We start from the raw sequence: 15,795 nt of genomic DNA, 5'->3' as shown, positions 1-15,795 counted from the left end.
GATCTCACGATCTTCAGTGTTGTTACGGACGGTTTTTGCGATCGACGGAGGCAGTGGGTGGTAACGAGCGCAGGATGCCAGTGACGCTCAGACCGTGCGCACCCTAACGATCCTTAGGAGAGTTGGGACTCTCCCACCAGTATTTTTCTCCCCCAACTCCCCCAGCTCCCCAGTGCTCCTCTCCACCGGAGAGCCGATCGCTATATACTCATACAAAGGATTGTTGCAACTCGGTTCGGGTTAGATGCCTAGGGATTTGATGCCCAGACAGACATCGGCAAACAAAATAACCGATTGCGGTAGATATCTTGAAACGCTCAGTCAAAATACTAAGTCAAAATTCTATGATACCGCTCGTCTTTGGGAAAAAATTTATCCAAGATATGGACAAATCCGGCGCGCTAGGACTCTACGTCCCCGCTGAAGGCGGATTTGAAGGTCGTTACCAACGACGGTTGCGCGCGGCCGGTTATACCAGCATTAGCCTCTCCGCACGGGGATTGGGCGACTTAGCGGCCTACTTGCGCGGAGTTCACGGCGTTCGTCCCCCCCACTTGGGTAAAAAGGATTACGGTGAGGGTTCTGTCGGACCGGTTTACTACCTACCGCCAATTATCAATTCTCAACTCGAACAACTTCCCGCCAAATCCAAAGGCTTGCTCCTGTGGATTATCGATGGGAAAGTGTTATCCACTCAGGAAATCGAGTATTTAACGGTGTTACCAAGTTTAGAACCGCGCGTGAAAGTAGCCGTCGAATTGGGCAGCGATCGTGTTTTCCGATGGACGCCGCTCAAGGATGCCTTGGTTCCCGCCTGAGTTTTTTTAGAAAGGGAGACGAGGGAGACAAGGGAGACAAGAGAGAATTTAGCCCCCGAAGCCTCCCAAGCTCCCAAAGCCCAAGCCTGCTTCCAAAGCTCCCGAAGCTTCAGACAGAGCTATATTAGAAGATGTAGGCACACCCGATCGTCCCCATGGAATCGATTGACGACTTGCTCGCTCAGGTCAAAGCAGAGTATAGCGATCGCCCCCAAAAGCAGACCCAAACCGGCAAACAACAGCCCCAGAAATCTTCATCCCCAATGCCACCCTTGAGTCCGACTCCAGCCGTGCGTCCCGCTTCATCCGCTGGCATTGATAGCTTGCTTGCCGAACTTGGCAGTGAATATCAAGATCGAGATCGCCTCGAAGCTGCCAAACAACGTGAACGAGAAGCCCAAGCGCGCCGCCAGCAAGAACAGCAGCGACAGCAACAGCGTCAAGCCTTGAGACAAACCGCTCAAACCTGGCTCAAAAACCTCGATCGCCATTCAGGAGAAGGGTTGTGGTTTACCGAATTTGCCCAGGGATACGCCTGCGAACTCGAAGCGGCGATCGATTATCTAGAAGCCCTGAAAGAAGTACGCTCTTAACCCCTCCCGAATCCGGAGACAACTGTTAAAATCTGAAAGCACGAGTCTTCTGTGGTGGTTATGCTCGAAAATCGCGACTATACCTTAATCATCGATAAAAGCGGTAGTATGTCTACCCAAGACCAAGCGGAACGCAAAAGCCGCTGGGAAGCCGTTCAAGAATCGACCCTCGCTCTAGCCAAAAAATGCGACGAGTTCGATCCCGATGGGATTACCATTTACGTTTTTTCCAGTCGATTCAAGCGCTACGATAACGTAACGGCCGATAAAGTCACCGAGATTTTCCAAGAAAACGAACCGGTGGGACGAACGGATTTATTCAGCGTCCTCAAAGATGCGCTCGATAACTATTTTCAGCGTAAATCTAGTGGAGAAGCCAAAGAAAATGGAGAAATTTTTTTGGTGATTACCGATGGCGAACCGGACGATCGCAAAGGGGTGATGAAATTATTGATCGAGGCTTCGCGCCAAATCGATAAAGACGAAGAACTGGGAATTTCGTTTATTCAAGTGGGGAACGATCCTAAAGTCACAGAGTTTCTCAAAGCTCTTGACGATCGCCTGGAAGGGGCGGGGGCGAAGTTCGATATTGTCGATACCGTAACCCTCGATCGCATGGCAGGATCGACCCTATCGGAAGTTCTCCTCAATGCCATTTTAGATTAAATCGAATCGGGTCATTTGAGAAGCCATTGAGAGCGGGTAGATTTGCGTAGTGGTTTGTACGTTCGCTATCGGTAAATCTACCCTTTTTTAACGTCAGTTTTGGATAAGATAGCTTCGGGTGAAGGTGGGGAATGGGGAACGGGGAACGGGGAATGGGGAATGAAGTTCCCAGCTCACTAGCAAGGAAATTCATCCCAGTGCGATCGACTTGCTCTCGAATTTCTAGCCTGCCCGAACATCGCTCGGAGTCAGCATTGGGGTGAGACAACTTAACCAAAACTGACGTTTTTTAAGGATTTTAAACCGTTCGCACCCTTCAAGATGGTTAACAGATTTTCAAGTTTCGATCGGCAAAAGTAAGATTTGTCAGTTTACCTAAACTACGCTTACAACGGAAACAGGAGAACTCATTGACTCTCTCCTCGTTTATCTCCCTGTTTCCGAAATGAGTGCCACCTCAACTTCTTCCGTCACCGTGCCGAACCGTTCCGATCGCAAAACCTTGCTCGGTCGAATTGCAGAACTTGCCCTGCAATCGCCCGAACCGGAATTAAAAGAGATCTTGAACGTGACGGTGACAGAAGTTCGTTCGTTTCTGGGAACCGAGCGGGTAAAAATCTACGAATTTCAGCCCGATGGCTGTGGTCGAGTCATTGCAGAATCAGTTGATGAAACTCGCTTACCTTCGCTATTAGGACTCAACTTTCCCGCCGACGACATCCCCGATGATGCCCGCGAATTGTTCGTCAAAGCGCGAATGCGAGCGATCGTGAATGTAGATGCTCGACAAATCGGACACAGTCTCCAACTCGATTCAGACTCCGAGCACGGTGAGTTCGATCCCATTTGCTATCGTCCTGTCGATCCTTGCCATGCAGAATACCTAACGGCGATGGGCGTGAAATCCTCTCTTGTGGTTCCGATTTTACAAGCCAACCGGTTATGGGGACTGCTCGTTTCCCATCACAGTGAGTCTCTGACCATTCCTGAAGAAGAACTCGAAGACGTACAAATGGTTGTCGAGCAACTGGCCGTGGCAATTGCTCAGGCGAATCTCCTAGCCGTTGCCCGCGAACGGGGGCAGCGAGAGGCGACGGTGAATCGGATCGCTCGTTTGTTGCAGACCCCGAACGCTCTCGATTTACAAACCGCTTTAGAAGAAACTGTCAAAGCCTTGAAAGGCTCCGGCGGTCGGCTTTACTTCCGACGGTCGGCGATCGACGAAGACAACGGTATTGCCCACCCATCAACATCTGACCCAACAAAGGCCGAATCCGTCCAACTGCTGACCTGTGGTAGCGGACCTGTCATCCCAGAACGGGCGATGTACCCCATGATGGAACAGTACAGCGCCTGGGAGCGATACTTTTCTCTCGAAGATCGAGCGATTTGGGCGATCGCCGACTTAGATCGAACCCCAGAATTACGAAACTTACAAGTTGCATTTCAACCGACTCAAATTCGGGGCCTTGTTATCGTTCCCCTGCGCTACGGCAAACAAACTCTCGGGTATCTGAGCATCTTTCGAGATGAAATCAAAACCGAGAAACTTTGGGCGGGGGAATTCGATCCCGATCGGCGGCAAGAATACCCGCGACAGTCCTTTGAAGTCTGGAAGCAATCGATCGAACACCAAGCACCGGAATGGACTGCCGGCGACCTCGAACTGGCACGAACCTTAGCCAAGCACTTTGCCACGGCGATCGTTCAGGATGCAATGCATCAACGGGTGAAAACCCTCAATAGCAGCTTAGAACGGCAGGTTGAAGAGCGAACGTCGAAGTTACAGCAAGTAACAGAGCAGCAGCGAATTTTATTTGAAGTGGTTGCAAAGATTCGCACATCTCTAGACCTCAAAACCATTTTTCAGACCGCGACGCAAGAGGTCCGCAAACTGCTCGAAGTCGAGCGCGTCACAGTCTATCGTTTCAACTCAGATTGGGGAGGAGAGTTTTTAAACGATTTTGAGTCGGTTGCTTCTCAATGGAACGATATTGGTCGATTTGGTGAGAATCTCATTTGGGATGATACCTATCTTCAGGAGCATCAGGGAGGTCGCTACCGCCAGGGTGGGAGTTTCATTGTGAATGATGTCGAGCGATCGAATCTGTCTGCGTGTCATCTCGAAATTCTCGAACAATTCCACATCGCTGCATTTGCCACTGTTCCTATTTTTGTCGAACAAAAGCTCTGGGGAATTCTGGCCGCGTACCAACATTCAGCCCCTTGCTGTTGGGAAGAAACTCAACTGAAGTTTCTCGAACAGATCGCCGCTCAAATGGGGGTGGCACTGCAGCAAGCCAATTTGCTCGATCGAACCCGACAGCAGAACGAACAACTCTCCCAAGCTCTAGAAGAGTTGCAAGAAACTCAAACGCAACTGATTCAAAGCGAAAAAATGTCGAGTTTGGGACAACTGGTGGCTGGGGTGGCTCACGAAATCAACAATCCAGTTAACTTTATCAACGGTAATCTCGTGCATACTCGCGAATATACCCGCGATCTACTGGGTTTACTGGAGTTGTACCAGCAGCAGTGCCCCCAAAACAACCCAGAGATTGAGGAACGAATCGAGGAAGTCGAACCCGAATATCTGGCACAAGATTTGCCCAAGATGCTCGCGTCGATGAAAGTAGGAGTCGATCGCATTCGCCAGATCGTTCTGTCTTTGCTGAGTTTTTCCCGTCTGGACCAGGCTGATTTAAAGGCTGTCGATTTGCACGAAGGACTCGATAGCACGCTGTTGATTTTGCAACATCGGCTCAAAGCGAAGTCCGACCGCCCGGAAATTGAAGTGGTGAAGGAATACGGCGATCTGCCTCTGGTTGAGTGTTATGCCGGACAGCTCAATCAAGTGTTCATGAACCTGTTGAGTAATGCCATCGATGCGATCGACCAACACCACCAATCCGTTGAAAAGCCCGATCTGGGTCAAATTCTCCTGCGTACTGATGTTGAAACCCAACCTCACTCGAACGCACCGGTTGCAATTATCGAACTGACAGACAACGGCATGGGCGTTCCCGAGTCCATCCACCAAAAAATCTTCGATCCCTTTTTTACCACGAAGCCCGTGGGCAAAGGAACGGGGTTGGGGTTATCGATTAGTTATCAGATCGTCGTAGACAAGCACCAAGGTGATTTTAGTTGTACTTCACAACCTCAGAAGGGTACGACATTCCGCATGGAAATTCCGATTCGGCGGATGAACTGAAGCGATCGGATGTCCGTTTGAAACTTTGGGTTTTACTCAGCAATCCGGTTTCAAATTGGAGATTTTCCTGCACCTCTTGCTCCCACTGACGGAGAATATCCATAGCCCACAGGTCCCCATGCTGGGCTTGGGCGATGAGATATTGGCTGATACGGGTTTTGAGAGAGTGCGACATGGGTTTCATTTGAATCTTCGCGTTCATTTTAGACTAAGGGCATTATGGATGTTGAGTCTTCCCCCAATCGGATGAACGCGATCGAGCTTCAAGGAGCATTATCGTCGGATCTTGAAAAAGCGATCGTCGAGGGAGGGGGTTCGAGATCGATAAACTGAGGTTATTTCTGAAAAGCGAGTCGTTCGAGAAAGGTTTGCACGACTTTATCGGGGGTTTGCAAACATTCATCATAGGGAAATCGATAAATCCGAACCCCTCCCCGCTCGAAATAAAGATCTCGATCGGCCTGTAGATGCGTGAGATCGCCACTGTCATCCCTGGGAGGTTCTACCGCTAAAATCCCCCATCGAACGACTGCCGGAACGACAGAAACGCGCTCGAAGACTAAAAAGCCACACTCCGTTTCGCTCTCGCGGGTGCCACCGAGCTCGAGGCGAGCGATGCCATTCCCAAAAAATAGGAGATTGGCTCGATCGAGTGCTTTTGCTATTTCCACTTGAGCTTCTGATTGCAGCCTCAATTGCTCCCAAACCCAACCTTCGCCGTTGCGATCGGATTGTATCCAATGGGTTCCATCGCCTTGGAGATTTTCTGGGGGTATCTCCTCCCGTTGGAGTTCCGATTGTAGGGTGGCAATCTGTTGAATCAACCCTCGATTTTGGATGGGGGTTTCTTCCAAACTCTCGAGAGAGTTTTGAATCTCGAGAATCTTCTGATGACTATCGAGGCTGGTTCCCGAAAGATTGGTCTCTTCGAGAAAAGCATGAGTGAGTTGCGTCCCCACCAAAATGGCATTTTGCAGGTTGGCTTGGTGAAAATCGGCATGACTCAGATCCGCTTGGGTGAGATTCGCACAACTGAGATTGGCTCGGGTAAAGTCGATCGATTGCCGCCGTGCATCCAGGGTCACTTCGTTAAATCCTTGAGTGACGTGGGTTAAATTGGCTCGATTTAAGTTGGCGTTGCTGAAATTGGCGCAGGAGAGATCGACTTCGCTCAAATTGGCTTGAGTCAAGTTGGCGTTGCTGAAATTGGCACAAGAGAGATCGGAACCGCTCAGATTCACCCCACTCAGGTAAGCCTCTTCAAAGTCGCTTTCGCTGAGGTTGGCGTAACTGAGATCGACATCGCTAAAATCGACCCCTTGTAAATCGGCGTTGCCCAGATTGACTCCCGAGAGATTCACCCCGTAGAGTTTGGCTTGCGTGAGATTAACATTACTGAGATTGGCATGACTTAGATTTACCCCATAGAGTTTGGCGTGGCTGAGATCGGCATCTCCAAGATCGACGCCTTGCAAATCGACATTACTGAGATGCACTTGGCTTAAGTCCATCGCACCAAATTCCCGCTCTCCAGCCTCATATCGTTCGAGCAAGGAATTAACGGCCGAGCGAGCCAGAAGCTCGTCAGCGTATCGTGCGAGAAGTTCGTCGGGGTCCATTGAGATCGAGGGGGGAACGACAATCATCCTATTTTTGCGGGACAAGACCCGATCTTGGAGGGTCACCATTGATTTGACCGCTCTTCCCCAGGGACGATCGCCATGGGGGAAAATCCAAGATCGGGATATTCAGCTCGGTTTCTCCAGCAGAAGCTTGACACAGACAACTGCCATGTAAAAAATAACCCGGAAGCCTCAACCCGATCGGGTCGAGTCGCGACGAAAAGATCGCGCACCAATACCAGTTTGCCCAAACAGTCGTAAGACTTAACGAGCGGATGCTTTAACGGCATCGCTCAAACTCTGACAAAACCCTTCGATCGCCTCTAAGCCGGCGGTTTTGTCCGCGTTCGCCAATCGTTTGACGAACGCACTGCCCACGATCGCCGCATCTGCACCCCACTCTTGGATTTGGCGGGCTTGCTCGGGCCCGGAGATGCCAAATCCAACCCCAATCGGTTTATCGGTTACCTGACGCAACTGAACCAGCAAATCTTTCACTCGCGATTGAATTTGAGAGCGCACTCCGGTCACTCCGGTGACGCTGACGAGATAGATAAAACCTTGAGAGCGTTCGGCGATGGCGCGAATTCGATCTTCGGGGCTGGTGGGGGCAACTAACAGTACCACCTCGATGCCGTATTCCCGACTCAATTCCATCAGCGATCGGGCTTCTTCCAGGGGCAAATCCGGAACCACTAACCCTCGAACGCCAGCTTGGGCGATTTGCTGCAAAAAGGGTTCGACCCCCCGATTTAAAATGGGATTGTAGTAGGTAAATAAAATAATCGGCGATTTCAAGGTCGGGCTGACCGTTGCCACCACCTCCAGCACGTTATCCAATTGTACGCCCCGTTCTAGGGCGCGAGTGGCTGCGGCTTGGATGACCGGACCATCGGCAAGGGGATCGGAATAGGGAACCCCCAGCTCGATGATGTCGGCTCCACTGCGATCGAGAACCTGCAAGGCACTGGCAGTGGTCTCCAAATCCGGATCTCCGGCCGTGATAAACGGAATCAAAGCGCACCGACCCTGACGGCGCAAAGACTCAAAGCAATCTGAAACGGATACCACCATCGTTATTCTCGTTCTGGGTTCGATTTTGCCGAGGCGCGTTCTTCGGCTTCAATTTGCGCTTGGAGTTGCTCGAGTTCTTCTGGAGTCATTTCATCGAGGCGCTTGCGCAACACCGCCTCTTCGTAGTCTCGTAGTTGTTGGTTGTAAGTCATACCACCCGTGGCGAATCGAAAGAGATAGCTCAGCAGCCAACCCACCAATCCGACGACTAAGATCGCCTGGCTCCAGATTCCCGCATCCAGGTTTTCCAATCCGATCGCTTGCAAAAGCGCGTATAGTAGGCCTCCGAGGACAAAGATTCCTAAGCCAATTCCAATGACGTCGATCCTTCGCATAATTTTACGTCCGCGCGCAACACTTGCTCCCATTTCATGTCAGAGCGTGGCAGCAGTGTCGTGCGAAAAAGACTATCCCTCCAGTTGACGCGGTTGAGGTCGAAAATTGAGGAACGGAGAGAGTAGTATGAGACCGGGAAAGCACAAAAACACGAAAAAATACATAATGAGTCGTTCGATCGAACTGGCGACGTACCATCGATTTTTGAGATAGAAATATAGCCCCAAGGGCAACACGACGAGGTAAGTTCCAGCGAGGGAAAGATATAGAACTAACGCGATTAAGTTTGTTTGAGTCATGGATTGGCAAGCTCGCGAACAGAGACTTTGTTTGTGTATCTCCGATCGAATTTTACCCGAATGTGAACGATCGGGCGATTGTCTCTATTCGAGAGAAGCCGCAATCGGCTATGGTAGTTGCACCTACCTAGCACGGACATCGCAAGGGGGAGCGGGGGGTGCCCAACCCTTCAATTCTCGTTGTCGTCACCACCGGCAATTGCCAGATCCGACAAAACCCTTCCCTGTTAGACACCACACAGTCGATCTCCTGTCATTCCAAATCCTCTAACCAGGTATGCTGTAACGAGCTAGAAGTTAGAGAGTCGTTTGGAACCTCCCGTGCTTCAGCCGGGAGAGGTTCAGCCTCCCCGAATACGGTCTTATCCCAAACTGAGGTTCCCTAGCTTTCCTCACAACCCGGATGGGGTCCATTTGACAGGGGTAGACTCAATTCCACCGTCGTCCCCAAATTCACTCCGGCACTGTACAAGGTTATCGTTCCCTCCATCAACTCCATTAAATTGCGGGAAATCGCCAGTCCCAAGCCGGTTCCGCCAGCCTGACGGGTGGTAGAACCATCCACCATCACGAAGGGTTGAAATAGTTTATCGCGATCTTGGGGGTCGATGCCGATGCCCGTATCTTGAATTTGGACGATCGCATTCAATCGAGCCTCTTGGGAACCGGGGATGGTGGCATTTTCGCCTGTGGCGGGTTCGATGCGCGTGGAAATGGAAATTTTGCCCGCGTGGGTAAATTTGCAGGCATTATCGATCGCATTACCCAGAACGTGGGTCAGTTTAGCCGTATCGGCTCGTACCATCAGCGGCTTGACGAGGGGTGCGATCTCTAAGGCAAGGCCTTTGGCTTCGATCTCCGCACGCTGCACGGTCATGACCTGGTTGAGAACCTCTCGAAGATCCACCGATTGGATGTTGACCGGCATCTGACCGGCTTCGAGGGCGGACATATCGAGAATATCATTGATAATTCCCAGCAGTTGCAAGGCAGAGCGTTCGGCGGTTTGCAGAAACTCCAACTCTTCTTGGGGATTATCGCAACAGTCATCTTTGACCAATTGGACCGAACAGAGAATGCCGTTGAGGGGGGTGCGCAGTTCGTGGGAAATCGTCGTCAAAAACTCGCTTTTGAGCTGGTTGGCGGTTTTGGCTTCCTGCCACGCCGTCTCTAATTCTTCCGCCCAGGCTTCGAGCCGTTCGACCATCGTATTCAGGGTTCGAGAGAGTTGGTTGAACTCGCGAATGGTAAAGTTAGCGGGAATCGCCTCGGGGGTGGAGCGATTTTGGACGTTGAGCGCGTACTCTCCCAATTGTTCCACCTGATGGGCTGCCGCGCGACCGATATACAGGGTGGCGAGCAAGTTCACGGCAAATAGACCCACCACCAGGCTAAAGATCACCAGCTTGATGTCCCCACGCCTTGCTAAAGCACTGTCGAGGCGAGTCACCGCCAGAACGACCCATTTATCTTCTCGATCGTTCGTCACGGGGGAGGAGATCGCCGTATAGCCGGCAATGAGTTCTTCGCGATCGTCATCGAAGTAGAATAGGTGCTGAAAGTCTTGGCGTCCTTCCCTGGCGTTGTCGATCAGCCCTTGTAAGCGCCCCGCATCTTCTTCTCGAGCAATATTGCTCCCCACGCGATCGGTAAAAGGATGTTCGACGATCGTTCCAGTTTCGTCAATTAAAACCGTATACCCGGCCAGAGAACCGGGTTTGTTCACCGCTTCGGGTTGGGAGAGTTGGGTTTGCAAACTCAAGGCATAGCGCAGGGGTTTGAGACCCTCAGTATCGGTCTGGCCGTAGACCGGAACGCTCATCACCAGGCTCAGCTTGCTGTGGGGTTCCACAGGCTGGATTTTGGCAAGGGCAGTTTGGACGTAGAGGAGATCTCGATCGATGTCTTCCAGACGGGCTTTCACGGGCCAAAAGGCTTCTGGCACCGCGATGGGTAAGGGAGAGTCGCAGGTACTCGCTTCGATGCGTTCGGTTTGCCAGTTTTTGAGTTCGATGCAGCGAACGTTTCGAGGGAGACGCTCTAAGAGCTGTTCTAAAAAAATCGGCAATTCTTCTCGAGAGGCCGATTCGATAGCAGAGGTTTGGCTGGCGGTGAGCAAATTGGCTCCGAGCGACCCAAGGGACGCTTTGACGCTAGCGCCTTTTCTGACGGCACTTTCGGTGAGGTTTTGGCGAGCTGTTTCCAGCAGACCCGAGCGGGCTTTGCGATAACTCAAAGCACCGAGCAATAAAACGGGTATGCTCAGAAGGACGAGCCGCAGCAGTAAGAAACGGCGAAAGGAGATTTCACTGGGTTTGCCCATACAAGTGCCTGTCAACTTGGAGGTTTTATTCCTCGATCGCCTCGTCTTTTATCTCCCGCGCAACTGCTAGGTTACTCCCGCGAATGGGTTTCCCGAACCTAAACTGACCCCTCTTTTAATATTGACATATCCAGTCAAGGGGGGAGCAGGGGGAGAGGGTGAGCAGGGGGAGACAATGTGTTGGCGAACCACTCAAAATTTTCTGTTTTCCCAACTCCACACCCCACACCCCATTCCCCTTTAACCCTGAACCCTTTTCCTCTATCGATCGATGGGTTACTCGCGGCAAATCCACTTCCATAGGGGGTGGCGCGGACCGGTTTCTCGAATCCGACGCACTTGACGGGCCAGACGAAGCTGTTCGGCTTTGGGCATTCCCCAGAGGATATTGCGACTTTGCCAAACCAGTACCGATAACGTCATGCCGGTACTAAAAAATAAGCCGAATCCGGCGATGGGATGGGCGCGCAGGGCGTACCAAACGGCGACCCAGGTAAAATGCTCGAACCACAGGGCAATTTCGCGGCGCAGCATCCAAATGCTGGCGATGCCGAGACTCATCCATAGCACGATGACAATTCCCCAGCGAGCGTACACCGTCAATCGATGCAACCGCTCGATTTCTGGGGAGGGAGAATCAAGGATGCTCGATCGGGCTTTTTTCATTCATCTCGATCGAATTGGGCTTCGACGATCGCATCGTCAGAAGCTGTTGCGTCTGCGGTTGCCGGCATGAGGGCTTCTTGACGTTCTCGCCACCAAGCCAATGCAGAACTGGCAATAAAGATACTTGAATAAGCACCGAGGGTAAAGCCGATAATCAGAGCCAGGGCAAAGTATTTGAGGGTTTCTCCGCCAAAGATGAAAATGCCCACCAACGGGAGTAAGGTGGTGGCGGTGGTGTTAATCGATCGAGTCAACGTTTGATTGACCGCCGTATCGACAACTTCGTTAATGCCCACGGGTTTGCCGTCGTTGGCTTCGTCGAGGGCACTGCGTTTGAGGATTTCCCGAATGCGATCGTAAATCACCACGGTATCGTTGACGGAGAAACCGAGAATCGTCAGCAGGGCGACGATAAACAGGCTATCGACTTCCCAGCCGAGGGCGAGTCCGAATACGGAGAACATCCCCACGGTGATAAAGACATCGTGCAAGAGGGCAATAATGGCGCAGACGGCATAATCGAGCTGGAAGCGGACGCTTAAATAGATGACAATCCCGGCCGCGGCGATAATCAAAGCGGTTAATCCCGAAGCGAGCAATTCCCGTCCGATGGTGGGACCGACGGTATCGATTTGGGTACTTTCAGGGTCGAACTTACCGATGCGTTCTTCGAGGTCGCCCAGCAGTTGGGTGCGATCGTCTACATCCAGGTCGAGGGTGCGAATCGACAAGCCTTTGCCTTCGGAACCGACCACCTGAATCCCGCGATTGTCCAACCCCCGATCGTTCATAATCTCCCGAACGGTATCGAGTTCGATGGGATTGTCGCAGTTACCGGCAATGGAGCAGTCGAGTTCGAGTTGCAGTCGGGTGCCGCCGATAAAGTCCAAGCTGGGGGCGACCGGTGCGCCGAGGGTGGACGTCGAAATGACGATCGCGATCGCGCCAATTGCTGCCAAAATTCCGGAAATCGACCACCACAGCGGTCTCTGTTTAATGATGTTGAGTTTCAAGAACACCACCTCTTGGGGAATTAAAAATTAGAAATTAAAAATGCAAAATTCCAGAGCCATCTTACGAATTTTGCGTGGGGTGGAAATGACCCGAGTCTATTGAGTTGAGTTTAGGGAGAACGTCTTTGTATTCATGGCGTAATTCCGATTCCCGATGTTGCTGCCACGATCGCCCATGGGTGTGTGAATTTTACGATCGCGAAGACGCTGGTAAATTGGGGCAGAAGAGTTCGGGCTTTTTAAACTGGTTCACTTGCAGGGCTGAAAATAGGAGAGTGCGCGAACAGGCGATCGCCGTAAACATACTTATCCCCACCCCAATCGCCAGGGTCAGGGCAAAGCCTTTCACCAAACCCGCCCCCTGCCAGAACAGCGCCAAACAGGCAATCAGAGTGGTGACGTTGCTATCGAGAATACTCGAAAAGGCGCGGTAGAAACCCGATTCCACGGAACGATACAAACTCTTGCCCGCCCGCAATTCTTCCCGAGTGCGCTCGAAAATCAGCACGTTGGCATCCACCGCCATACCGATACTGAGGATAAACCCGGCAATTCCAGGTAAGGTGAGGGTGACTTGCAGGGCGGCGTAGGCGGCCAAGGTCAGCAGGGTGTAGATGATTAAGGAAATATTCGCGATCGCCCCAGGAAGCCGGTAGTAGGCGACCATAAAGACCAACACTAAAATCAATCCCCCCACGGCGGCCCAGACACTGCGACGAATGCTATCTTGTCCCAGAGTTGCCCCCACGGTGCGATTTTCCACGATCTTCACCGGGACCGGCAGCGACCCCCCGCGCAATTGGACGGCGAGATCGTTAGCTTCGTCGATGGTAAAGCGTCCGTTAATCACCGCTTGACCGCCGGTAATCCCCGTTTCGGCAAATTCCACGCCGACGACGGGAGAACTAATCAGTTTGCCATCGAGGAAAATCCCCAAACTGCGACCGGTTCCCGCTAAATTTTTAGTGAGTTCGGCAAACTGCTCTCCCCCTTCCCCGTCAAACTCTAAAGCCACGCTCCAATTATCGGAACCGGCGGCGGCGGTGCGCGCGTCGGCGAATTTGAGGTTTTTTCCGGTTAAAATGGGGGGGGCGAAGAGTTCGGCGATCGCCGTGTTGCTGGCTTCTAAAGATTCTTGCTTTTGAGCGAGCGCCGCATCATCTCCACCAGCTTTGAGCACCTCGAACTCGATTTGTAATTCTTGGCGAGCTAACAACTCCGCTCGAAATTGCTCCTCCGTCCCGGCTTGCTGTTCGCGAAATTCGAGCTGGGCAGTTCCTCCCAATACCCGTTCGGCTTGTGCCGGATCGCTGACCCCCGGCAGTTGCACGAGAATTTTATCGTCGGAGAGGGTTTGCACCAAGGGTTCGGAAACACCCAGGGCATCGACCCGATTTCGCACCACGCTCAGAACGCCGCTCAGGACTTCCTCGGGGGTTAAATCTTTAACTTCGTCGGTCGATTCGACTTGAATGGTTAACTGCGCGCCCCCTTGGAGGTCTAACCCCAAGCGCAAGGGTACCAGAGTTAACAGCGTCAAAGCGCCCACGAGCAAAACGACGATGAGAACGAGTAGAGATTGCTGTCTTCGCATAAATTCAGAGGAAACGCTCAACTACAAATTATCGACCCTAGGGCGGGTTTAGGAATCGATAATTCATGGTTTTTGACAATGTCATTGGGAATGGGGTGTGGGGTGTGGGGTGTGGGGGAAGAACGTTGCCAGTGGTCCATGGCGCATTTTGACATACTCACCGGGTGCTCTGCCACGGTGATTCTTGATGTTTCACAGCAACTTGCCACCAAGGTTGTCTTACTATCGCTGTGCGTCCGTTTTTGGCACACCACCTTAACCTTTAACTAATGCCCTACACCCAACCCTCACCCGAAACTCTCGATCCCGAACTGACGTTCTACTAGACTTGCCGGTTCATCATTTTACCCACGGCTTCGATAATCTGAGCTGGCTGGACGATGGTCAGGTTTTCGAGTTTACCGTTGTAGGGGGTGGGGATGTCTTGAGAGGAAAGGCGCAGAACCGGGGCATCGAGTTCGTCGAAGAAGCGATCGTTGATCGAGGCAATCAATTCGGCGGCAATCCCACCGGTTTTCATGCACTCTTCGACGATAATGACGCGATGGGTTTTGCGAATTGATGCCCCAATCGTTTCCATATCGAAAGGCTTGAGAGAAATCAAGTCGATGACTTCGGGGTCATATCCCTGTTTTTCGAGGGTTTCGACGGCTTTGGTGACGTGGTGGCGCATCCGCGAGTAGGTCAAAATCGTCACGTCTTTTCCGGAACGAACGATTTCGGCTTTATCGAGGGGAACGACGTAGTCTTCAGCGGGGAGGTTGTCTTTGAGGTTGTAGAGGAGGACGTGCTCGAAGAATAGCACCGGGTTTTCATCCCGAATTGCGGCTTTGAGCAGACCTTTGGCGTTGTAGGGGGTAGAACAGGCGACGATTTTCAGACCCGGCACGGCATGGAAATAGGCTTCCAGGCGCTGGGAGTGTTCCGCACCGAGTTGCCGTCCCACCCCACCGGGACCGCGAATGACCATCGGGATTTTGAAGTTGCCGCCGGAGGTGTAGCGCAGCATCCCGGCGTTGTTGGCAATTTGGTTGAAGGCGAGTAGCAGAAACCCCATATTCATGCCTTCAATAATCGGCCGCAGTCCGGTCATGGCAGCTCCCACTGCTAGCCCGGTAAAGCTATTTTCGGCGATCGGCGTATCTAAGACTCTCAGCTCGCCATATTTATCGTACAGGCCTTTGGTGACTTTGTAGGAGCCACCGTAGTGACCCACGTCTTCTCCCAATACGAAGACTGAGGAGTCGCGAGCCATTTCTTCGTCAGTTGCTTCGCGGAGGGCATTAAATAATAGGGTTTCTGCCATGTCAATGGTGTATAGAAGTTCGCTCTATCAAATTGTAATCATAACCTTAAACTGACTTGAAGCGCGGAATGGGGAATGGGGAATGGGGAACGGGGAACGGGGAACGGGGAATGGGGAACGGGGAATGGGGAACGGGGAACGGGGAAGGGAGAATGGTTTTAGCTTTTGGGTGTGGGATCTAAGGGTCGATCGGTCATCGGAAACCGTCTAGAACTGAAGAGTTACTCGAGTAAACACACTAAATATGGTAATTAAAAAACGAGCGATTTTC

At 51.9% G+C, this 15,795-nt stretch carries 14 protein-coding genes; 5 read left to right on the top strand and 9 right to left on the bottom strand.

Translation table 11 applies throughout. From position 1 onward, the window contains the following. The first annotated feature begins 344 nt into the window (after nucleotides 1–344). From ndhN to AC2215_RS14415, 4 genes are all read left to right on the top strand, one after another. Entirely contained in the window at nucleotides 345–818 is a 474-nt protein-coding gene (ndhN, locus tag AC2215_RS14430) for an NAD(P)H-quinone oxidoreductase subunit N (protein ID WP_486810711.1), read from the top strand. Nucleotides 819–973: 155 nt separating this feature from the next. Then, nucleotides 974–1,411 (top strand): salt stress protein, Slr1339 family, encoded by a 438-nt coding sequence (locus tag AC2215_RS14425; RefSeq protein ID WP_486810710.1) that lies wholly within the window; start codon nucleotides 974–976, stop codon nucleotides 1,409–1,411. Nucleotides 1,412–1,471: 60 nt separating this feature from the next. Then, complete coding sequence (locus tag AC2215_RS14420) at nucleotides 1,472–2,077, top strand: vWA domain-containing protein (RefSeq protein ID WP_486810709.1); 606 nt, start codon at nucleotides 1,472–1,474, stop codon at nucleotides 2,075–2,077. Between the two features lie 445 nt (nucleotides 2,078–2,522). Further along, complete coding sequence (locus AC2215_RS14415) at nucleotides 2,523–5,291, top strand: GAF domain-containing protein (RefSeq protein ID WP_486810708.1); 2,769 nt, start codon at nucleotides 2,523–2,525, stop codon at nucleotides 5,289–5,291. 335 nt (nucleotides 5,292–5,626) lie between these two features. On the opposite strand, the gene AC2215_RS14410 is transcribed toward AC2215_RS14415, so the two are convergent. From AC2215_RS14410 to AC2215_RS14370, 9 genes are all read right to left on the bottom strand, one after another. Then, nucleotides 5,627–6,910: a pentapeptide repeat-containing protein gene (locus AC2215_RS14410; RefSeq protein WP_486810707.1), complete on the bottom strand. Its 1,284-nt coding sequence runs from the start codon at nucleotides 6,908–6,910 to the stop codon at nucleotides 5,627–5,629. Nucleotides 6,911–7,177: 267 nt separating this feature from the next. After that, the gene (gene trpA / locus AC2215_RS14405; protein WP_486810763.1) at nucleotides 7,178–7,984 is read right to left on the bottom strand and encodes a tryptophan synthase subunit alpha; all 807 of its coding nucleotides are present in this window, start codon (nucleotides 7,982–7,984) and stop codon (nucleotides 7,178–7,180) included. 5 nt (nucleotides 7,985–7,989) lie between these two features. Next, a complete protein-coding gene (locus AC2215_RS14400; RefSeq protein WP_486810706.1) occupies nucleotides 7,990–8,322 on the bottom strand; it encodes a DUF3007 family protein in 333 nt (110 codons plus the stop codon). Nucleotides 8,323–8,394: 72 nt separating this feature from the next. Continuing rightward, on the bottom strand, nucleotides 8,395–8,622 hold the full coding sequence (ndhL, locus tag AC2215_RS14395) for an NAD(P)H-quinone oxidoreductase subunit L (protein ID WP_486810705.1): 228 nt from the start codon (nucleotides 8,620–8,622) through the stop codon (nucleotides 8,395–8,397). 382 nt (nucleotides 8,623–9,004) lie between these two features. Further along, nucleotides 9,005–10,945: a cache domain-containing sensor histidine kinase gene (locus tag AC2215_RS14390; RefSeq protein WP_486810704.1), complete on the bottom strand. Its 1,941-nt coding sequence runs from the start codon at nucleotides 10,943–10,945 to the stop codon at nucleotides 9,005–9,007. A gap of 276 nt (nucleotides 10,946–11,221) precedes the next feature. Continuing rightward, on the bottom strand, nucleotides 11,222–11,611 hold the full coding sequence (locus tag AC2215_RS14385; RefSeq protein ID WP_486810703.1) for a hypothetical protein: 390 nt from the start codon (nucleotides 11,609–11,611) through the stop codon (nucleotides 11,222–11,224). Further along, complete coding sequence (gene secF / locus AC2215_RS14380; RefSeq protein WP_486810702.1) at nucleotides 11,608–12,624, bottom strand: protein translocase subunit SecF; 1,017 nt, start codon at nucleotides 12,622–12,624, stop codon at nucleotides 11,608–11,610. Before secF ends, AC2215_RS14385 begins: the two co-directional genes overlap by 4 nt. A gap of 190 nt (nucleotides 12,625–12,814) precedes the next feature. Next, nucleotides 12,815–14,218 (bottom strand): protein translocase subunit SecD, encoded by a 1,404-nt coding sequence (gene secD, locus AC2215_RS14375; RefSeq protein ID WP_486810701.1) that lies wholly within the window; start codon nucleotides 14,216–14,218, stop codon nucleotides 12,815–12,817. A 322-nt stretch (nucleotides 14,219–14,540) separates the two neighbouring features. Further along, entirely contained in the window at nucleotides 14,541–15,524 is a 984-nt protein-coding gene (locus AC2215_RS14370) for a pyruvate dehydrogenase complex E1 component subunit beta (RefSeq protein WP_486810700.1), read from the bottom strand. A gap of 82 nt (nucleotides 15,525–15,606) precedes the next feature. Between AC2215_RS14370 and AC2215_RS14365 the strand changes: the two genes are divergently transcribed. Then, nucleotides 15,607–15,735: a hypothetical protein gene (locus tag AC2215_RS14365; protein WP_486810699.1), complete on the top strand. Its 129-nt coding sequence runs from the start codon at nucleotides 15,607–15,609 to the stop codon at nucleotides 15,733–15,735. Nucleotides 15,736–15,795: the final 60 nt, after the last annotated feature.

Source organism: Zarconia sp. (assembly GCF_057467645.1).
The sequence above is the reverse complement of the archived record's forward strand: the minus strand, read 5'-3'. Positions and strand labels throughout refer to the sequence as shown.